Here is a 20,447-nt window from a genome sequence, read left to right as displayed (position 1 = left end):
GGTGTCACGCACGGGCAATCCCGCCGGATGCCGGCCCCGGCCTCAGCGCGGCGCCACCGGCCAGAACAGGCTGATCAGCAGCGTGCCGACGACGATCACCATGATCGAGAGCGGCAGGCCGAGGCGGGCGTAGTCGCCGAAGCGGTAGCCGCCCGGGCCCATCACCAGGGTGTTGCACTGGTGGCCGATCGGGGTGAGGAAGTCGCAGGCCGCGCCGACCGAGACCGCCATCAGGAAAGGGTCCGGGTTGAGCCCGAGCTTCTGGGCGAGGCTCGCGCCGATCGGCCCCATCACCAGCACCGTCGCGGCGTTGTTGAGGAACGGCGTCACCGCCATGGCGGCGATGAGCAGCAGCCCGATCGCCAGCATCGGCGGCACCGAATGCATCGCGTGCGAGAGCGCGCCGGCGATCAGGTCGGTGCCGCCGGTGGCCCGCACCGCGTCGCTCACCGGGATCAGGGCGCCCAGCAGCACGATCACCGGCCACTCGATCGTCTCGTAGGCCTCGTGCATGGTCATGACGCGCAGGACCAGCAGCAGCACCGCGGCGCCGAAGAACGCCATCGCCACCGGGACGAGGTGGAGCGCGACCAGCGCCATGGCGCCGGCGAGCACCGCGATCGGGATGTAGCTGCGGCGGCTGTGGCCCAGCGCCAGCTTGCGCTCGGCGAGCGGCAGCAGGCCGAACTCGGTGAGCACGTCGGCCAGCCGCTCGGATTCGGCGCGCAGCACCACCACGTCGCCGGCCCGCAGGCGCACGCTGCCGATGCGCCGGGTGATCGCCGCGCCCGAGCGGCTCACCGCGAGGAGCGCGGTGCCGTAGCGCGTCGCGAGGTCGACCCCCGCGGCGGTGGTGCCGGCGAGCGCCGAGCCCTCCGGGATCACCGCCTCGATCACCATCATCTCTCCGCCGGCGGCCTGCATGCCGACGAGCGTCAGCCGGGCGCGCGCCACCAGGCGCTCGAGATCCTCCGGTTCGCCGTCGAGCAGCAGGACGTCGCCGGCGGCCAGTCGCCAGTCCGGCCCCGGCACGTAGCGGCGGAAGCGCTCGCGGATCACGGTCGCCACCGTCACGTCGCCGTCGCCGAGCGCTTCCAGCTCGCCCACCGTGGCGCCGACGAGGGGTGACTCCGCCGGCAGGCAGGCCTCGGTGGTGTAGGCCTCGATCCGGAACGCCGCGGCGAGCGAGCCGGCCGGGCGCCGGTCCCGCGGCAGCAGCCGGTAGCCCACCGACAGGAAGGCGAGGCCCGCCACCGCGAGCCCGAGGCCGACCGGGGTGAAGTCGAACATCCCGAAGGGCTGGCCGGTGACGTCGGCCCGCACCTTGGCGACGATGATGTTGGTCGAGGTGCCCACCAGCGTCACGAGCCCGCCGATCAGCGAGGCGAAGGACATCGGCATCAGGAGCAGCGAGGCCGGCGTGCCGGTCTTGCGCCCGAGCTGGAGCGCCACCGGCATGAAGATCGCGAGGGCGCCGATGTTCTTGGTGAAGACCGACAGGCCCATCACCGCGCCGGCGAGCGCCGGCACCTGCTGGCGGGGCTTCCGGAGATAGGGCAGGAGCGGGCGCATCGCGCTCTCGACCACGCCCGAGCGGGACACGGCCGACGAGATGACGAGCGCGCTCGCCACGATGATCACCACGTCGTCGGCGAAGCCGTCGAAGGCCTTCGACGCCGGCACCAGCCCGAGCGCCACGCCGGCGACGAGGGAGAGCAGCGCCACGAGGTCGTAGGGCAGCCGGCCCCAGACGAAGAGCAGGACGGTGACCCCGATGAGGCCGAAGGCGAGGCCTTGGTCGAGGGTCATGCCGAGGATCCTGCGCGGGGGCTCCGGGCGACGGTTCGGGAACGGGTCATGCCGGGGCGGCGATCCTGATTGCGGGGGTATCGGGCCTTCCTAGATTGGGCCGCGCGGGGCGGCGCCCAGGGCGGGGACGCGAAGAGTTTGCGCCGTCCGCGCCTTTCCGCCGGGAGCCGCACGCATTAGGCTTCGCGCCGGCCTCCGGGGAGCCCCATCATGGCAGACCGCGTCCCTCGTTCCGGCCGGCTCTCGATCGCCGAGTTCGACCGCTTCGTCGACGCCCAGCGCGACGAGCGCGACTGGGAGCTGGTCGACGGCGACGTCGTCATGATGACGAACCCGACGGAGAACCACGAGCAGATCGCCGGCAATATCGGGGCGCCGCTCAAGCTCGCGATGGATGCCGCCGGCTGCCGGAGCTACCAGGGCGGGATGCGGGTGCAGCGCGACGAGGACGGGCGCGGCGGCGACAAGACGAAGCCCGACATCGTCGTGCGCTGCGGGCCGCGCCAGAACCGGACCTTCGTCACCGATCCCCTGGTGATCGTCGAGGTGCTGTCGCCGAGCACGATGGACCGCGACCGGGGGCCGAAGCTCGCCTTCTACAAGTCGCTGCCGACGCTCCGGCACGTCGTCCTGGTCTACCAGGACCAGATGCGGGTCGAGCATTATCGCCGCGAGGCGGAAGGCTGGGTCTGCGAGGTGCTCACCGCGCCGGACCACACCCTCCGTTTCGAGGCGGTCGATGTCGCGATCGACCTCGACCGGGTCTATTTCGACGTGCCGGTCCTGCGCCCCATCGCCGGCGGCTGATCCGGCGGAGCCCGACCGCGCGTCGCACGGTGGCGGGAGGCTGCCAGATCCGGGATCCGCCCGAGACTCCGCATGAGCCTCCCCTTGCTCACCCGCGCCTTCGGGTTGCGAGGCGCGGAGAGCATGACTCCAGAGGACTACGCCCCGGTCCGCAGGCATCTATGCGACGGCGTCAGCCACCAGATCCGGATGCCGCTCGATGACCCGCACGTAGGCGACGGCGAAATCCGGCGCCGTCGCCCGTGCCTGCTCCCAATCGCGCAGCGTGCCGACCGGGACCCGGAAGCGGCGGGCGAACTCGGCCTGCGACAGGCCGAGCCCGGTCCGCGTCCTGCGGATCAGGCGTGCGCGCTGGCCACGATCCAGCGCATCGACGCTCACGTCGAAATCCTCGGCGTCGACCGGGTCAGCCGGCAGCGCGATAGGCTCGCTCTTCACCCGTGTTGCTCCTTCTCACCGAGATGAAACGAGGCAGGTCCCCCCTCCAGACGAACACGCCGGTAAACCGCTTCTCCTCGACGATCTGACCACTTTGAACCTCTCCTCTCCGTCGCCCTCACGAATCGACGGGATGAGCAGATGATCGGCGTCCTCGAAAATCCGGTCGCCGAAGGCCAGCGGCAGCGTGTGCTTCCGGCGGTTGATCGCATCCTTGGCGGGGTCGAACCGATCGGCCGTCATGGTCGAGAAGCCTACGGGATTTCCGTATGGCACGCAACGCGGACCATGAGGGGCAGGCGACGGCTCAGCCCTTCCCGATCGTGCCGGTCTATCCCGGAAAAGGGATGGCGCTCCACCGCGGAAGACCGCATCGGTTTCGACGTGCCGGTCCTGCGCCCCATCGCCGGCGGCCGATCCGGCGGAGCCCGACCGCGCGTCGCACGTTGACGGCCGACCGCGAGACCCGAGATCAAGTCCCGAGACCCCGCATGAGCTTCGCCTTCCTCACCCGCGCCTTCGGGCGCGGCGGCCCCGACGAGGAGACCGAGGAGCCGGTGAGCGCCCCGGCCCGGGCCTCGCGGCGCGACCGGCGGGCGGGCCGCGCCGACGCGGTGGTGACCGAGGCCCTGAGCCAGAAGGTGCTGCACGCCTTCCTGCAGAACCGCCACCAGACCCTGGTGCCGCTGACCCTGAACCTGCGGGTGCTGGAACCGGCCCAGCGCGACCTCGTGATCCAGGCGATGGCGGCGGCGTTCCTGGCGCAGGGGCGGCGGCAGGATCCGGCGCCGGTGCGCGACGCGCTCGCCCGGATCAGCGCCGCGGAGGCGGAGCGCCAGCGCCTCGACAAGGCGCTCGCCGCGCCGCTGGCGCTCGGCGACCTGCTCGACGCGATCCTGGACGCCGATCTCGGCGCCTACGCCTACGTCGCCTCGCTGCTCGCGGTCGACCAGCGCCGCAGGGTCAACCAGCTGTACCTGGCCTACCTCGCCGAGCGGCTCGGCCTGGCCGAGGACGTCGTGTCGAGCCTGCACCGGCGATACAGGGTCTGATCCTGCGTCTTCAGGGCGCCGGGGCGGGGCTTCTCCTCGGGACGGCCGGCCGCTACCCTGGCGGGATCGTCGCGCCCCCGCTTCCGACCGTTCCTCGAGTTCCATGCCCCGCAGCCGCCCCGGCGCCCAGACCCGCGACGAGCCGCTTCCGCCGGACGGCCCCTTCGCCGCCGGGCCCGCTCCCGCCGGAGCCGGATCGCGCGGCCGGCCGGCGCCGCCCTCGGCGGATGCGCGGCTCCTCGCGATCGCGTCCGACCACTTGCGGCGGCTCGGCCACCGGCAGGTCACCGTGGTCGGGGTCGCGGCCGAGGCGGGCATGACGCACGCCAACGTCTACCGCTACTTTCCGTCGAAGACCGCCCTCGTCGACGCCGTCGCCGGCCGCTGGCTGCGGGAGGTCGAGGCCGAGCTCGGCGCGATCGCGGACGCGCCCGACCCTGCCGACGACAAGCTGGAGCGCCTGCTGCTGGCGCTGGCCTCGATGCAGCGGGAGGTGCTGGCCCGCGATCCCCACCTGTTCGCCGTCCACCGCGACGCCACCGTCGAGTCCCGGCCGATCGCCCGGCGCCACCGGGGCCGCCTGCGCCAGCTCGTCGAGCGGGTGATCGAGGAAGGCATGAATGCCGGCACCTTCTCCTTGCGCGACCGCGAGCGGGGGATCGCCTTCATCTTCGACACCAGCCACCGTTTCCTGCATCCGGTCTCGATCCAGCTCGACGCCGAGGTGCCCCGCGACCTGATCGAGGCCCGCCTCGGCGCGATCATCCGGGCGATGCTGCGCATCCTGCGCCTCGGCACGCTCTAGCTCGGCTGACAAATGGCCCGGAATGTAACCCGCGGCCGATCGGTTTCGTATCGTATTGCGACAAAAGGCGGAATCGGTCCGTGTGACCTCCCGTGAGCCCCGTCGCGGCGGTGCCCGCGGGCCCTGCGCGGGGCCTTCGGGTTGTCGGCCCCGGCTTTTTTCGCCAAAGAGGCACCCGCCGGCGCGGGCTCCTCGCGAGCGGACCCCGGCCCACGACGGTTCCATCACACCGCGAAGGATCGGTTCTCACATGGCACGCAAGAAGATCGCGCTCATCGGCGCTGGACAGATCGGCGGCACGCTCGCGCACCTCGCCGGCCTCAAGGAGCTGGGCGACATCGTGCTGTTCGACATCGCCGACGGCGTGCCGCAGGGCAAGGGCCTCGACATCGCCGAGTCGGCCCCGGTCGACGGCTTCGACGCCAAGTACTCCGGTGCCAGCGACTACAGCGCGATCGCCGGCGCCGACGTGGTGATCGTGACGGCCGGCGTGCCGCGCAAGCCCGGCATGAGCCGCGACGACCTGATCGGCATCAACCTGAAGGTGATGGAAGCGGTCGGCACCGGCATCAAGACCCACGCCCCGAACGCCTTCGTGATCTGCATCACCAACCCGCTCGACGCGATGGTGTGGGCGCTGCAGAAGTTCTCCGGCCTCGACCCGAAGAAGATCGTCGGCATGGCCGGCGTGCTCGACTCGGCCCGCTTCCGCCACTTCCTGGCCGAGGAGTTCCAGGTCTCGGTCGAGGACGTCACCGCCTTCGTGCTCGGCGGCCACGGCGACGACATGGTGCCGCTGGTGCGCTACTCGACGGTGGCCGGCGTGCCGCTGCCCGACCTCGTCAAGATGGGCTGGACCACCCAGGAGAAGCTCGACGCCATGGTCGAGCGGACCCGTAAGGGCGGCGGCGAGATCGTCAACCTGCTCAAGACCGGCTCCGCCTTCTACGCGCCGGCGGCGTCGGCCATCGCGATGGCCGAGAGCTACCTCAAGGACAAGAAGCGGGTCCTGCCCTGCGCGGCCCACCTCACCGGCCAGTACGGCGTCGACGGCCTGTTCATCGGCGTGCCGATCGTGATCGGCGAGAACGGCGTCGAGCGCATCGTCGAGGTCGAGTTCTCCGGCGAGGAGAAGGCGATGTTCGAGAAGTCGGTCGCTTCCGTGAAGGGCCTGGTCGAGGCCTGCAAGGGCATCAACGGCGCGCTGGCGTAACTCAGACTGAGCGGCGCGGGATCTCCCGCGCCGCCTTCCCGCGCCCCGCCTGTCATCAGAAAGCTTGTCGCCCCATGAACATCCACGAGTATCAAGCCAAGGCCGTCCTCAAGGAGTTCGGCCTGCCGGTCTCGAACGGCCGCGCCATCTTCAAGGCCTCCGAGGCCGAGGCCGCCGCCAACGAGCTCGGCGGCCCGCTGTGGGTCGTGAAGTCCCAGATCCACGCCGGCGGGCGCGGCAAGGGCAAGTTCAAGGAGGCCGAGGCCGGCGAGAAGGGCGGCGTGCGCCTCGCCAAGTCGGTCGAGGAGGTGAAGGCCTTCTCCGAGCAGATGCTCGGCCGCACCCTCGTGACGGTGCAGACCGGCGAGGCCGGCAAGCAGGTCAACCGCCTCTACATCGAGGACGGCTCGGACATCGAGACCGAGTTCTACCTGTCGATGCTCGTCGACCGCGAGACCGGCAAGGTCGCCTTCGTGGTCTCGACCGAGGGCGGCATGGACATCGAGCAGGTCGCCCACGACACGCCCGAGAAGATCATCACCTTCTCGGTCGATCCGGCCACCGGCGTGATGCCGCATCACGGCCGCGCGGTCGCCAAGGCGCTCGGCCTCACCGGCCCGCTCGCCAAGGAGGCGGAGGACCTCACAGCTAAGCTGTACAAGGCGTTCACCGCCAAGGACATGAGCATGCTGGAGATCAACCCGCTCATCGTCACCAAGGACGGGCACCTGAAGTGCCTGGACGCCAAGATCTCGTTCGACTCGAACAGCCTCTACCGTCACCCGGAGATCGTGCAGCTGCGCGACATCACCGAGGAGGACGAGAAGGAGATCGAGGCCTCGAAGTACGACCTCGCCTACATCGCGCTCGACGGCACCATCGGCTGCATGGTGAACGGCGCCGGCCTCGCCATGGCGACGCTCGACATCATCAAGCTCTACGGCGAGGAGCCGGCGAACTTCCTCGACGTCGGCGGCGGCGCCTCGGAGGAGAAGGTCACCGCGGCCTTCAAGATCATCACCGCCGACCCGAACGTGAAGGGCATCCTGGTCAACATCTTCGGCGGCATCATGAAGTGCGACGTGATCGCCAACGGGGTGATCGCGGCCGTCAAGACGGTGGGCCTGCAGGTCCCGCTGGTGGTGCGCCTCGAGGGCACCAACGTCGAGAAGGGCAAGGAGATCATCCGCTCGTCCGGCCTCAACGTGATCCCGGCCGACGACCTCGACGACGCCGCCCAGAAGATCGTCGCGGCGGTGCGCAAGGGCTGAGGAGGGCAGGGCGCCCGCGCGGGCGCCCTTCTCGTGAGCGGGGCTCGGCTGTCGGGCTCCCCCTCGGCGCAGTTTCTCAGGTGCGGTGCATCCCCTGAGGCTCGGTTCGCCTGAGCCGCATCGCCCATCCCAGAATGCAGATCCCCGGAGATCGCACGTGTCCATCCTCATCGACAAGAACACCAAGGTCATCTGCCAGGGCTTCACCGGCAAGAACGGGACCTTCCACTCCGAGCAGGCGATCGCCTACGGCACCAAGATGGTCGGCGGCACCTCGCCGGGGAAGGGCGGCGCGACCCATCTCGGCCTGCCGGTGTTCGACACCGTGAAGGAGGCCCGCCACGCCACCGGCGCCGACGCCTCGGTGGTCTACGTGCCGCCGCCGGGCGCCGCCGACGCGATCTGCGAGGCGATCGACGCCGAGATCCCGCTGATCGTCTGCATCACGGAAGGGATTCCGGTCCTCGACATGGTGCGGGTGAAGCGCTCGCTCGAGGGCTCGAAGTCGCGCCTGATCGGCCCGAACTGCCCCGGCATCGTGACGGCCGGCGAGTCGAAGATCGGCATCATGCCGGCCAACATCTTCCGTCCGGGCTCGGTCGGCATCGTGTCGCGCTCCGGCACGCTGACCTACGAGGCGGTGTTCCAGACCACCAACGAGGGCCTCGGCCAGACCACGGCGGTCGGCATCGGCGGCGACCCGGTCAAGGGCACCGAGTTCATCGACATGCTGGAGATGTTCCTGGCCGACGACAAGACCGAGTCGATCGTGATGATCGGCGAGATCGGCGGTTCGGCCGAGGAAGAGGCGGCGCAGTTCATCCGTGACGAGGCCAAGCGCGGCCGCAAGAAGCCGATGGTCGGTTTCATCGCCGGCCGCACCGCCCCTCCCGGCCGCCGCATGGGGCACGCCGGCGCGATCATCTCGGGCGGCAAGGGCGGCGCCGAGGACAAGATCGCCGCGATGGAGGAGGCCGGCATCCGCGTCTCGCCGTCGCCGGCCCGCCTCGGCAAGACCCTGGTCGAGGTCCTGAAGGGCTGAAGGCCCGTCGGGGTCTTCGCCTCGCGCATGGCAGGCGTGGCGTGCGGAATCGAAGGTCCGCACCCACATCGCAAGCAAACGTCAACTCTCTTGAGTTCGTAAGACACCCTGGCGCCCGGACATCCGGGCGCCCCCACCGTCGATCGCTCGCCATCCTCCCGCCCCAAGAGAGGGGGAGAAGCCGGCGCATCGATCGACCAGCGCGGATAGACAGATCGCCATGGCACGCCAGGACGCGAACGACGCCCTCCTCGGAACCTCGTTCCTCTACGGAGGCAACGCCGACTACATCGAGGAGCTCTACGCGACCTACACCCGGGATCCCAACGCGGTCGATCCCGAGTGGCGCAGCTTCTTCTCCGGCCTGAAGGAGGAGAGCGCGATCGTGGTCAAGAACGCGGAAGGCGCGTCCTGGACCAAGCCGAACTGGCCGCTCGCCGCCAACGGCGAGATCGTCTCGGCGCTCGACGGCAACTGGGCCCAGGTCGAGAAGGCGGTCGGCGAGAAGATCAAGGCCAAGCAGGAGGCCAAGGGCCAGCCCGTCTCGCCGGTCGACGTGCAGCAGGCCACGAAGGATTCGGTCCGCGCGATCATGCTGATCCGCGCCTACCGCATGCGCGGCCACCTGCACGCCAAGCTCGATCCGCTGGGCCTCCAGCCGCGCGGCGACCACGAGGAGCTGCACCCGCAGCATTACGGCTTCGCCGAATCCGATTGGGACCGCCCGATCTTCCTCGACAACGTGCTCGGCCTCGAATTCGGCACCATCCGGGAGATCGTCGCGATCCTGGAGCGGACCTACTGCCAGACCCTCGGCGTCGAGTTCATGCACATCTCCGATCCGGAGGAGAAGGCCTGGATCCAGGAGCGCATCGAGGGCAAGGACAAGGAGATCTCGTTCACCGAGCAGGGCCGGCGGGCGATCCTCAACAAGATGATCGAGGCCGAGGGCTTCGAGAAGTTCCTGGACCTCAAGTATACCGGCACCAAGCGCTTCGGCCTCGACGGCTCGGAGGCGATGGTCCCGGCGCTCGAGCAGATCATCAAGCGCGGCGGCGCGCTCGGCGTCACCGACATCGTGCTCGGCATGGCGCATCGCGGCCGCCTCAACGTGCTCGCCAACGTGATGTCGAAGCCGTTCCGGGCGATCTTCCACGAGTTCAAGGGCGGCTCGTCCTCCCCGGCCGAGGTCGAGGGCTCGGGTGACGTGAAGTACCACCTCGGCGCCTCGAGCGACCGGGCCTTCGACGGCAACACCGTCCACCTGTCGCTGACCGCCAACCCGTCGCACCTCGAGATCGTCGATCCGGTGGTGCTGGGCAAGGTGCGCGCCAAGCAGGACCAGACCGGTGACGAGCAGCGCACCACCGTGCTGCCGCTCCTCATCCACGGCGACGCCGCCTTCGCCGGCCAGGGCGTGGTGGCGGAGTGCTTCGGCCTGTCGGGCCTGAAGGGCCACCGCACCGGCGGCTCGATCCACTTCATCATCAACAACCAGATCGGCTTCACCACCGATCCGCGCTTCTCGCGCTCCTCGCCCTACCCGTCCGACGTGGCGAAGATGGTCGAGGCGCCGATCTTCCACTGCAACGGCGACGACCCCGAGGCCGTCACCTTCGCGGCCAAGATCGCCACCGAGTACCGGCAGAAGTTCCACAAGCCTGTCGTGATCGACATGCTGTGCTACCGCCGCTTCGGCCACAACGAGGGCGACGAGCCCGCGTTCACCCAGCCGAAGATGTACCAGATCATCCGCAAGCACCCCTCGACGCTGGAGACCTACGGCAAGCGGCTGACCGAGAGCGGCGTGGTCAGCGAGAAGGAACTCGACGACCGCAAGGCCGAGTTCCGCGCCACCCTCGACAGCGAGTTCGACATCGCCACCGCCTACAAGGCCAACAAGGCCGATTGGCTCGACGGCCGCTGGTCGGGCCTGAAGGCGGTGCGCGAGGACGAGGACGATCCGCGCCGCGGCCGCACCGGCGTGCCGGCCGACACCCTGCGGGAGATCGGGCACGCCATCACCACGGTGCCGCAGGACTTCCACCTGCACCGCACGATCCGGCGCTTCCTCGACAACCGCGCCAAGGCGATCGAGACCGGCGAGGGCCTGGACTGGGCGACCGCCGAGGCGCTCGCCTTCGGCTCGCTCCTCACGGAGGGCCACCGGGTCCGCCTGTCGGGCCAGGACGTCGAGCGCGGCACCTTCTCGCAGCGCCACTCGGTGGTGATCGACCAGGAGAACGAGGAGCGCTACACGCCCCTCAACCACATCAAGGACGGCCAGAGCCGCTACGAGGTCATCAACTCGATGCTCTCGGAGGAGGCGGTGCTCGGCTTCGAGTACGGCTACTCGCTCGCCGAGCCGAACTCCCTGGTGCTGTGGGAGGCGCAGTTCGGCGACTTCGCCAACGGCGCGCAGGTCGTGGTCGACCAGTTCATCTCGAGCGGCGAGCGCAAGTGGCTGCGCATGTCGGGCCTCGTGATGCTGCTGCCGCACGGCTACGAGGGCCAGGGTCCGGAGCACTCCTCGGCCCGCCTTGAGCGCTACCTGCAGATGTGCGCCGAGGACAACATGCAGGTCGCCAACTGCACGACGCCCTCGAACTACTTCCACATCCTGCGCCGCCAGCTGAAGCGGGACTTCCGCAAGCCGCTGGTGCTGATGACCCCGAAGTCGCTGCTGCGCCACAAGCGGGCGGTCTCGGCCCTCTCGGACATCGCCGAGGGCTCGACCTTCCACCGGGTGCTGTGGGACGACGCCGAGAAGGCGCAGGACGGCGTGAAGCTGTCGAAGGACGACAAGGTCCGGCGCGTGGTGCTCTGCTCGGGCAAGGTCTACTACGACCTGTTCGAGGAGCGCGAGAAACGCGGCATCTCCGACGTGTACCTGATGCGCGTCGAGCAGCTCTACCCGTTCCCGCTGAAGTCGCTCGCCACCGAGATCTCCCGGTTCCGCAACGCCGAGGTGGTGTGGTGCCAGGAGGAGCCCAAGAACATGGGCTCGTGGGCCTTCGTCGAGCCCTACCTGGAATGGGTCCTCAACCAGGCCGGCTCCGCCTCCAAGCGCCCGCGCTACGTCGGCCGTCCGGCCTCGGCCTCGACCGCCGTCGGCCTGATGTCGAAGCACCTCGACCAGCTCCAGGCCTTCCTCAACGAGGCCCTGGCGGTCTGATCACCGTTCGCCGGCGCCCCGCGAGGGGCGCCGCCTGACCTTTTTTCCGGGCGACACCCCACCGCCCCAACCCTGACGGAAGACATGGCCACCGAAATCCGCGTCCCGACGCTCGGCGAGTCCGTGAGCGAGGCCACGATCGGCCGCTGGTTCAAGAAGCCCGGCGACGTCGTCAAGGCCGACGAGCCGCTGGTCGAGCTCGAGACCGACAAGGTCACCCTCGAGGTCAACGCCCCGGCCTCCGGCCAGCTCGGCGAGATCGTCGCCAAGGACGGCGAGACGGTCGAGCCCGGCGCGCTGCTCGGCTCGATCGTCGAGGGCGGTGCCGGCAACGGCGCGGCCGCCCCGAAGGCGGAAGCCCCCAAGGAGGCCCCGAAGGCCGCTGCCGAGGCCCCGGCCAAGTCGTCCTCCGCCTCCTACGGCAGCCACGGCGACGCCGCCCCGAAGGGCCACTCGGCCGGCGACAACGGCCCGGCCGTCGCGCGCCTCGCCCAGGAATCCGGCGTCGATCCGTCGTCGGTGAAGGGCAGCGGCAAGGACGGCCGCGTCACCAAGGGCGACATGCTCTCGGCGATCTCGTCCGGCACCTCGGCTCCCGCCCCGGCCTCGGCCCCGCAGGTCGCCCGCGCCCCCTCGGCGCCGGACGATGCCTCCCGCGAGGAGCGGGTGCGCATGACCAAGCTGCGCCAGACCATCGCCCGGCGCCTCAAGGACGCGCAGAACACCGCCGCGATGCTGACGACGTTCAACGACGTCGACATGGGCGCGGTGATGGCCCTGCGCCAGCAGTACAAGGACGTGTTCGAGAAGAAGCACGGCGCCAAGCTCGGCTTCATGGGCTTCTTCACCAAGGCGGTGATCGGCGCCCTGAAGGACGTGCCGGCGGTGAACGCCGAGATCGACGGCCAGGATATCGTCTACAAGAACTACTACCACGTCGGCATCGCGGTCGGCACCGACAAGGGCCTGGTCGTGCCGGTGGTGCGCGACGCCGACCAGCTGTCGATCTCCGGCATCGAGAAGGCCATCACCGGCTTCGGCCGCAAGGCCCGCGACGGCAAGCTGTCGATCGAGGACATGCAGGGCGGCACGTTCACGATCACCAACGGCGGCATCTACGGCTCGCTGATGTCGACCCCGATCCTCAACGCGCCGCAATCCGGCATCCTCGGCATGCACCGCATCGAGGAGCGCCCGGTCGTGCGCAACGGCAAGATCGAGGCGCGGCCGATGATGTACCTCGCCCTGTCCTACGATCACCGGATCGTCGACGGGAAGGAGGCCGTGACCTTCCTGGTGCGGGTCAAGGAGGCCCTGGAGGACCCGGCGCGCCTCGTGCTCGACCTCTGAGGCAAGTAATTCGGACCGCTCCCCCGGAGTGGTCCGATAAAGGAAGGAGCGCGGGTCTCCCCTCTCCCGAGTGGGAGAGGGGCCGGGGGTGAGGGTGGCTCGGGTTCAGGATTGAACTCAACTGTTGAGCTACCAGCACGACGGTATGAGCTTCGCACGGAAGCGCGCCACCCTCACCCCTACCCCTCTCCCACACGGGAGAGGGGATCCCGCGCCTTGATCGTTCCAGGAGGCTCCCCTTGACAGTCCAGCTGTTTAGGGCCCCTCGCAACAGGGAGCACGGGGTCATGGACAAGGCTGTCTCGGACAAGGTCCTGGTGGTCACCGGCGGCAGCCGCGGCATCGGCCGGGCGGTCGCCTTGCGCGCCGCGCGGGCCGGCTGGCGGGTCTGCTTCTCCTACGTCGCGGCCAAGGACGCCGCCGACGCCCTGGTGCGGGAGATCGAGGATCTCGGCGGCACCGCGCTCGCCGTCCGCAGCGACGTCGCGGTCGAGGCCGACATCCCGGCGCTGTTCAAGGCGGCGGACGGCTTGGGGCCGCTCGGCGGCCTCGTCAACAACGCAGGCGTCGTCGATTACGCCGCCCGCGTCGACGAGATGACCTTCGCCCGTCTCAACCGCATGATGACCACCAACGTCATCGGCTCGTTCCTGTGCGCCGGCGAGGCGGTGCGGCGCATGTCGACCCGCCACGGCGGCCAGGGCGGCGTCATCGTCAACATTTCCTCGGTCGCCGCCCGCCTCGGCGCGCCGGGCCAGTACGTCGATTACGCGGCGTCGAAGGGCGCCATCGACACCCTCACCACGGGGCTCGCCGGCGAGGTCGCCCAGGAGGGGATCCGGGTCAACGGCGTCGCCCCCGGCCTGATCGAGACCGAGATCCATGCCAGCGGCGGCCAGCCGGACCGGCTGGCGCGCTTGAGCCCCCTCGTGCCGATGAAGCGCGCCGGCACCGCCGACGAGGTCGCGGCCGCGGTGCTGTGGCTCCTCTCGGACGACGCCTCCTACGCCACCGGCGCGACCCTGACGATCTCGGGCGGCCGCTAGCCTCTCCTCACCCACTCACTCATGCAGCGGCGGCGCCGTACCGGCCCACCGCTCCCAACCTCGCGAGTTCCGCATGTCCTCCTACGATCTCGTCGTCATCGGCACCGGCCCCGGCGGCTACGTCTGCGCGCTGCGCGCCGCCCAGCTCGGCCTGAAGACCGCCGTGGTCGAGAAGCGCCCGGCCCATGGCGGCACCTGCCTCAACGTCGGCTGCATCCCGTCGAAGGCCCTGCTGCACGCCTCCGAGGCGTTCGAGGAGGCGACCAAGCATTTCCCGGTGCTCGGCATCACCGTCGGCGAGCCGAAGCTGGATCTCGCCAAGATGATGGCGTTCAAGCAGGACGGCGTCGACGGCAACACCAAGGGCGTCGCGTTCCTGCTCAAGAAGAACGGCATCGACGCCTTCCAGGGCACCGGGCGGCTGGCCGGCGCCGGCCGGGTCGAGGTCACGTCGGAGGACGGGGCCAACCAGATCCTGGAGGCCCGCAACGTCGTGATCGCGACGGGCTCCGACGTCGCCAACCTGCCGGGCGTCGCCATCGACGAGGAGGTCGTGGTGTCCTCGACCGGCGCCCTCGATCTCACCAAGGTCCCGGGCAAGCTCGTCGTCATCGGCGCCGGCGTGATCGGCCTCGAGCTCGGCTCGGTCTGGCGGCGCCTCGGCGCCGAGGTGACGGTCGTCGAGTATCTCGACCGGATCCTGCCGGGCATGGACGGCGAGGTCGGCAAGCAGTTCCAGCGCATCCTCCAGAAGCAGGGCATCGCCTTCCGCCTGTCGCAGAAGGTCACCGGCGTCGAGCGCACGGGGACTAGCGCGAAGGTCACGGTCGAGCCGGCCGCGGGCGGCGCGGCGGAGACGCTCGAGGCCGACGTGGTGCTCGTCGCCATCGGCCGCACGCCCTACACCGCGGGCCTCGGCCTCGAGACGGTCGGCGTCCAGCTCGACAACAAGGGCCGGATCCAGACCGACGACCGCTACGCCACCAACGTCACCGGCATCTACGCCATCGGCGACGTGATCGCCGGCCCGATGCTCGCCCACAAGGCCGAGGACGAGGGCGTCGCGGTGGCGGAGATCCTGGCCGGCAAGGCCGGCCACGTGAACTATGGCGTGATCCCGAACGTGGTCTACACCACGCCGGAGGTCGCCTCGGTCGGCAAGTCCGAGGAGGAGCTGAAGAAGGACGGGATCGCCTACAACATCGGCAAGTTCCCGTTCACGGCGAACGGCCGCGCCAAGGTGAACCACACCACCGACGGCTTCGTGAAGGTGCTGGCCGACGCCGCCACCGACCGGGTGCTCGGCGTCCACATCGTCGGGCCGGATGCCGGCAACCTCATCATGGAGGTCGCGGTGGCGATGGAGTTCGGCGCCTCGTCCGAGGACATCGCCCGCACCTGCCACGCCCACCCGACCCTGACCGAGGCGGTGAAGGAAGCCGCGCTCGCGGTGGAGAAGCGCGCGCTGCACATGTGAGGCGCCCTCGACGGCGCCGCCTGTAACCCTCCCCTCTCTGCGGGGGAGGGTGCCCCACGGCGAGTGCGAAGCACTCGTGCGTGGGGCGGGAGAGGGGACGCCGCTTCCGGATAGGTCGCGCGCCTCCTGAAGGGCGCTCTCCGGATCGGCGTCGCGCCGCCCCTCTCCCGGCTCGCTGCGCTCGCCACCCTCCCCCGCGGAGGGGGAGGGTTGGGCGCTCGACGCGGCGTCGACCGTTATGGAATACCGAAGACAAACAGGGGGACATGCCACGATGGACGATGCGGCAAGCAACCCGACTCCCCCCGCGGTCATCGTGGTCATGGGCGTCTCCGGCTCCGGCAAGAGTACGGTGGCGAGCCTGCTCGCCGGCCGGCTCGGCTGGGAGTTCGAGGACGGCGACGATTTCCACCCCGCCGCCAACGTCGAGAAGATGCAGGCCGGCACCCCGCTCACCGACGACGACCGCTGGCCCTGGCTCGCCGCGATCGCGGCCTGGATCGACAAGGTCCGCGCCGAGGGGCGGCACGGCGTCGTGACCTGCTCCGGCCTCAAGCGGGCCTATCGCGACGTCCTGGTCGGCGGCCGTCCCGACGTGCGCCTCGTCTACCTCAGGGGCGACCGCGAGCTGATCGGCCGGCGCATGGCCGCCCGCCACGGCCACTTCATGCCGACGAGCCTGCTCGACAGCCAGTTCCGCACCCTGGAGGAGCCCACGCCCGACGAGAACCCCCTGGTGGTCTCCGTCGGCGGCACGCCGCAGCAGATCGTCGCCGAGATCGTCGAGACCCTGTCCGGGCAGCCGGCCGGCGCCTGAGCCGGCAATCCCGACGTTTCTTGAGCCTGGTTTTTGACAGTTCGCGACACCCGTGCCATCGCGAGGTGATGCGGGACACACCCATGCCCGGTACCTCCTCCACGTTGCGCGACACCTTGTTTCCGGGTGGCGGCGAGATGGGCGCACGCCTGCGGGCCCACGACTGGGCGGCGACGCCGCTCGGCCCGGTCGAGATCTGGCCGCCATCGCTGGCCACGGCGGTGCGGATCATGCTCGGCTCGCGCTTCGCCATGTGGATGGCGTGGGGCCCCGAGCTCACCTTCTTCTGCAACGACGCCTACAAGCCGACCCTCGGGGTCAAGGAAGCCTGGGCGCTCGGGGCGCGCTCGGACCGGGTCTGGGCCGAGATCTGGCCCGATATCGGCCCGCGCATTGCCCAGGTGCTGAGCACCGGGCAGGCGACCTGGGACGAGGCCTTGCGGCTGTTCCTGGAGCGGCGCGGCTTCACCGAGGAGAGCTACCACACCTTCTCGTACAGCCCGCTCGCCGACGATGCCGGTGCCGTCACCGGCATGCTCTGCGTCGTCTCGGAGGAGACCGAGCGGGTGATCGGCGAGCGGCGCCTGCGGTCCCTGCGCGACCTCGGCGCCGGGATGGCGGCGGCCCGCACCGCCGCCGAGGTCGGCGCGGTCGTCGCCGCGTGCCTGGGAGAAGGAACCGCCGACCTCCCGGTGGCGCTCGCCTATCTCGATGGCGGCCCGTCGGCCCTGCTGGCGCAGGCGGGGATCGGCCTCGAGCACCCGGCGGTCACCCGGGCGGGAGAAGCGGGGATCTCGGCGCTCGGCCTCCTCGATTCCACCGATGAAATGCCGCGCGTGCTACCGGTCTCGGATCTCGGTCCGCTCCTCGCCGATCTGCCGGCCGGCCCCTGGGACCGCCCCCCGACCCACGCCCTGGTGCTGCCGATCGCCCAGCAGGGCCAGATCCGCCCGGCCGGGGTGTTCGTCGCCGGCTTGAACCCCTACCGGCCGCTCGACGAGGCCTATCGCGGCTTCGTCGCGCTGTTCGTCGGCCAGATCGCCACCGGGCTCGCCAACGCCAACGCCTACGAGGCCGAGCGGCGCCGGGCCGAGGCCTTCGCGGAGATCGACCGGCAGAAGACCGTGTTCTTCTCCAACGTCAGCCACGAGTTCCGCACGCCCCTGACGCTGATGCTCGGGCCGCTCGCCGAGGTGCTGGAGGCGCCGCCGGCCGCGATCGACCCCGATACGCGCCACCTCGTCGAGCTCGCCCACCGCAACGGCCTGCGGCTCCTGCGGCTCGTCAACGCGCTCCTCGACTTCTCGCGCCTCGAGGCCGGCCGGGCCCAGGCCGCCTTCGAGCCCCTCGACCTCGCCCGCCTCACCGCCGAGCTGGCCTCCAGCTTCCGCTCGGCGACCGACAAGGCCGGCCTCGTCCTCGACGTCGATTGCCCGCCGCTGCCGGGCCCGCCCCGGGCCGAGCCGGCCTATGTCGACCCGGAGATGTGGGAGAAGATCGTCCTCAACCTCGTCTCCAACGCCTTCAAGTTCACGCTCGACGGCACCATCGCGGTGCGGCTGCGGGAGGAGGGGGGCCGGGCGGTGCTGGCGGTGTCCGATACCGGGCTCGGCATCCCGGAGGTCGAGCTGCCGCGGCTGTTCGAGCGCTTCCACCGGGTCGAGGGCGCCCAGGGGCGCAGCTACGAGGGCTCCGGCATCGGGCTCGCCCTGGTGCAGGAGCTCGCCCGGCTGCACGGCGGCACGGTCGCGGTCGAGAGCCGGCCCGGCCGGGGCAGCACCTTCACGGTGAGCCTGCCGCTCGGCCACGCCCACCTGCCGCCGGACCGCATCCGCGCGCCCCGGACGGCGCTCTCGACCGCCACCCGCTCGCAGGTCTTCGTCGAGGAGGCGACGCGCTGGCTCGACGACGGCGGCGCGCCGCCGCCGGATCTCGGCGAGGCGCCCCGCCCCGCTCTGCCCGGCCTCACCGGCCGGGTGCTGCTCGCCGACGACAACGCCGACATGCGCGCCTATGTCGGGCGCCTGCTCGGCGACGGCGGCCATGCCGTCGAGGCGGTCGGCGACGGGAACGCGGCGCTCGAGGCGGCGCGCCGCCACGCCCCCGACCTCGTCCTGTCCGACGTGATGATGCCGGGCCTCGACGGGTTCGGCCTGCTCGCCGCCCTGCGGGCCGACCCGGCCCTGCGCGCCGTGCCGGTGATCCTGCTCTCGGCGCGGGCCGGCGAGGAGGCCCGCATCGAGGGGCTGGCGGCGGGCGCCGACGATTACCTGATCAAGCCGTTCTCGGCCCGCGAGCTGCTGGCGCGCGTCGAGACCAACCTGCGCCTCGCCCGGGTCCGGCGCGAGGGCGCCGACGCCCTGCGGCGGGTCAACGAGACCCTGGAGGCCCAGGTCGCCGACCGCACCCGCGAGCGCGACCGGATGTGGCGCCTGTCGAAGGACGTGATGCTCATCGCGCGCTTCGACGGCACCGTCACCGCCCTCAACCCGGCCTGGCGCGAGGTGCTCGGCTGGGAGCCGGCCGACCTCGTCGGCGCCACCTTCCTCGACCTCGTCCATCCGGACGACCGCGAGCGCACCCTGGCGGAGACCCGGCGGATCGAGGACGGCCAGGCCACGCTGCTGTTCGAGAACCGCTACCGCCACGCCGACGGCTCCTACCGCACCCTGTCCTGGACGGCGGTGCCGGGCGAGGCCCACCTGCACGCGGTCGGGCGCGACGTCACCGCGCAGCGCGAGCTGGAGGAGGCCTTCCGCCAGTCGCAGAAGATGGAGGCGGTGGGCCAGCTCACCGGGGGCATCGCCCACGACTTCAACAACCTGCTCACCGGCATCGTCGGCTCCCTCGACCTGCTCTCGACCCGGCTCTCGCAAGGCCGCCTCGAGGTCGCCCCGCGCTACATCGAGGCCGCGCTGACCTCGGCCCACCGCGCCGCGGCCCTGACCCACCGGCTCCTCGCCTTCGCCCGGCGCCAGCCCCTCGATCCGCGCGCCGTCGACGCCAACGCCCTCGTCGCCTCCCTGGAGGACCTCGTCCGCCGCACGCTGGGCGAGACCGTCGCCCTCGAGACCCGCCTCGCCGACGGCCTGTGGCCGACGCTGTGCGACCCCAACCAGCTCGAGAGCGCGATCCTCAACCTGGCGATCAACGCCCGCGACGCGATGCCGGACGGCGGGCGCCTCACCCTCGAGACCCGCAACGTCGAGCTCGACGCGGTCTTCGCCGCCGCCCACGGCGACGTGGTGCCGGGGGCCTATATCCGCCTCGCCGTCACCGATACCGGCACCGGCATGCCGCCCGAGGTGGTCCGCCGGGCCTTCGACCCGTTCTTCACCACGAAGCCCCTCGGGCAGGGCACGGGCCTCGGCCTGTCGATGATCTACGGTTTCGCCCGCCAGTCCGACGGCCACGCGGTCATCGCCTCGGAGGTCGGCCGCGGCACCACCGTGGCGCTCTACCTGCCGCGCCACGACCGGTCCCTTCACGACCTGCCCCCTGATTCCGGCCCGCCCGCCGAGGGGGAGAGCCCGGCCCGGGCGCCCGACGGCGCGCCGGTGGCCGGACGCGGCGAGACCGTGCTGGTGGTCGAGGACGAGGCGGCGGTGCGCAGCCTGATCGTCGACGTGCTGCGCGACCTCGGCTACCGGGCGCTGGAGGCGCAGGACGGCCCGGCGGGCCTCGCCGTGCTGCGCTCGGCCTCCCGCATCGACCTCCTCGTCACCGATGTCGGCCTGCCGGGCCTCAACGGGCGCCAGCTCGCCGACGCCGCGCGCGTGCACCGCCCCGACCTCAAGGTGCTGTTCATCACCGGCTATGCCGAGAACGCCGCCATGGCGGGGTTCCTGGCGCCCGGCATGCAGATGATCACCAAGCCGTTCCCGGTCGACCTGCTGGCGCGGCGCATCCGGGCGATGATCGAGGGGTAATCCCCCAGGGGACCATCCCCCGGGCGACGGTCTCCCATGCGGGGCCCGGGGTGGACCTGCGGCCCGAACCCCTGTAACAGCACCCTCCTCCACGAAAAGACCGTAGGGATATCCCGCGCGCCGCGAGCGCCCGCCGCCATATGCGGACGGGCCCTCTGTCGAGACCATGTGCTGCCAAGCCTTTGGACTCCGGAGCCGATCCGATCCCCGCGCGTC

Annotated in this window: 15 protein-coding genes; 13 read left to right on the top strand and 2 right to left on the bottom strand. The window is 70.9% G+C overall.

Annotated elements, in window-relative coordinates:
• Window positions 1-42: 42 nt before the first annotated feature.
• Window positions 43-1,809 (bottom strand): SLC13 family permease, encoded by a 1,767-nt coding sequence (locus A5481_RS08320; protein WP_048434192.1) that lies wholly within the window; start codon window positions 1,807-1,809, stop codon window positions 43-45.
• A gap of 210 nt (window positions 1,810-2,019) precedes the next feature.
• On the opposite strand from A5481_RS08320, the gene A5481_RS08315 reads away from it, so the two are divergent.
• The gene (locus tag A5481_RS08315) at window positions 2,020-2,616 is read left to right on the top strand and encodes a Uma2 family endonuclease (RefSeq protein WP_048434191.1); all 597 of its coding nucleotides are present in this window, start codon (window positions 2,020-2,022) and stop codon (window positions 2,614-2,616) included.
• Window positions 2,617-2,775: 159 nt separating this feature from the next.
• On the opposite strand, the gene A5481_RS08310 is transcribed toward A5481_RS08315, so the two are convergent.
• Window positions 2,776-3,054 (bottom strand): helix-turn-helix domain-containing protein, encoded by a 279-nt coding sequence (locus tag A5481_RS08310; RefSeq protein ID WP_048434190.1) that lies wholly within the window; start codon window positions 3,052-3,054, stop codon window positions 2,776-2,778.
• Between the two features lie 141 nt (window positions 3,055-3,195).
• Here A5481_RS08310 and A5481_RS34575 point away from each other — a divergent pair, with 141 nt between their 5' ends.
• The 12 genes from A5481_RS34575 (at window position 3,196) to A5481_RS08255 (ending at window position 20,231) form a co-directional block, all read left to right on the top strand.
• A complete protein-coding gene (locus A5481_RS34575; RefSeq protein WP_167350063.1) occupies window positions 3,196-3,504 on the top strand; it encodes a hypothetical protein in 309 nt (102 codons plus the stop codon).
• A 41-nt stretch (window positions 3,505-3,545) separates the two neighbouring features.
• Entirely contained in the window at window positions 3,546-4,106 is a 561-nt protein-coding gene (locus tag A5481_RS08305; RefSeq protein ID WP_048434189.1) for a DUF533 domain-containing protein, read from the top strand.
• A gap of 103 nt (window positions 4,107-4,209) precedes the next feature.
• Entirely contained in the window at window positions 4,210-4,911 is a 702-nt protein-coding gene (locus A5481_RS08300; protein ID WP_082173138.1) for a TetR/AcrR family transcriptional regulator, read from the top strand.
• Between the two features lie 250 nt (window positions 4,912-5,161).
• Window positions 5,162-6,124 carry a malate dehydrogenase gene (gene mdh / locus A5481_RS08295; RefSeq protein ID WP_048434188.1) on the top strand — a complete coding sequence of 321 codons (963 nt, stop codon included), beginning with the start codon at window positions 5,162-5,164 and terminating at the stop codon, window positions 6,122-6,124.
• A 74-nt stretch (window positions 6,125-6,198) separates the two neighbouring features.
• Window positions 6,199-7,395 (top strand): ADP-forming succinate--CoA ligase subunit beta, encoded by a 1,197-nt coding sequence (gene sucC / locus A5481_RS08290; protein ID WP_048434187.1) that lies wholly within the window; start codon window positions 6,199-6,201, stop codon window positions 7,393-7,395.
• Window positions 7,396-7,552: 157 nt separating this feature from the next.
• The gene (sucD, locus tag A5481_RS08285) at window positions 7,553-8,437 is read left to right on the top strand and encodes a succinate--CoA ligase subunit alpha (RefSeq protein WP_048434186.1); all 885 of its coding nucleotides are present in this window, start codon (window positions 7,553-7,555) and stop codon (window positions 8,435-8,437) included.
• 220 nt (window positions 8,438-8,657) lie between these two features.
• A complete protein-coding gene (locus A5481_RS08280) occupies window positions 8,658-11,612 on the top strand; it encodes a 2-oxoglutarate dehydrogenase E1 component (protein WP_048434185.1) in 2,955 nt (984 codons plus the stop codon).
• An 84-nt stretch (window positions 11,613-11,696) separates the two neighbouring features.
• On the top strand, window positions 11,697-12,962 hold the full coding sequence (gene odhB / locus A5481_RS08275; protein ID WP_048434184.1) for a 2-oxoglutarate dehydrogenase complex dihydrolipoyllysine-residue succinyltransferase: 1,266 nt from the start codon (window positions 11,697-11,699) through the stop codon (window positions 12,960-12,962).
• Window positions 12,963-13,249: 287 nt separating this feature from the next.
• Window positions 13,250-14,008, top strand: coding sequence for an SDR family oxidoreductase (locus A5481_RS08270; protein WP_048434183.1), 759 nt, complete (start codon window positions 13,250-13,252; stop codon window positions 14,006-14,008).
• Window positions 14,009-14,081: 73 nt separating this feature from the next.
• Window positions 14,082-15,485, top strand: coding sequence for a dihydrolipoyl dehydrogenase (gene lpdA / locus A5481_RS08265; RefSeq protein ID WP_048434182.1), 1,404 nt, complete (start codon window positions 14,082-14,084; stop codon window positions 15,483-15,485).
• Window positions 15,486-15,759: 274 nt separating this feature from the next.
• Complete coding sequence (locus A5481_RS08260; RefSeq protein WP_048434181.1) at window positions 15,760-16,302, top strand: gluconokinase; 543 nt, start codon at window positions 15,760-15,762, stop codon at window positions 16,300-16,302.
• An 83-nt stretch (window positions 16,303-16,385) separates the two neighbouring features.
• Window positions 16,386-20,231, top strand: a complete 3,846-nt coding sequence (locus A5481_RS08255) for an ATP-binding protein (protein WP_048434180.1) — start codon at window positions 16,386-16,388, stop codon at window positions 20,229-20,231.
• The last annotated feature ends 216 nt before the right edge of the window (window positions 20,232-20,447 follow it).

The sequence above is a fragment of the Methylobacterium platani genome (assembly GCF_001653715.1).
Taxonomy (GTDB): Bacteria; Pseudomonadota; Alphaproteobacteria; order Rhizobiales; family Beijerinckiaceae; genus Methylobacterium; species Methylobacterium platani.
The sequence above is the reverse complement of the archived record's forward strand: the minus strand, read 5'-3'. Positions and strand labels throughout refer to the sequence as shown.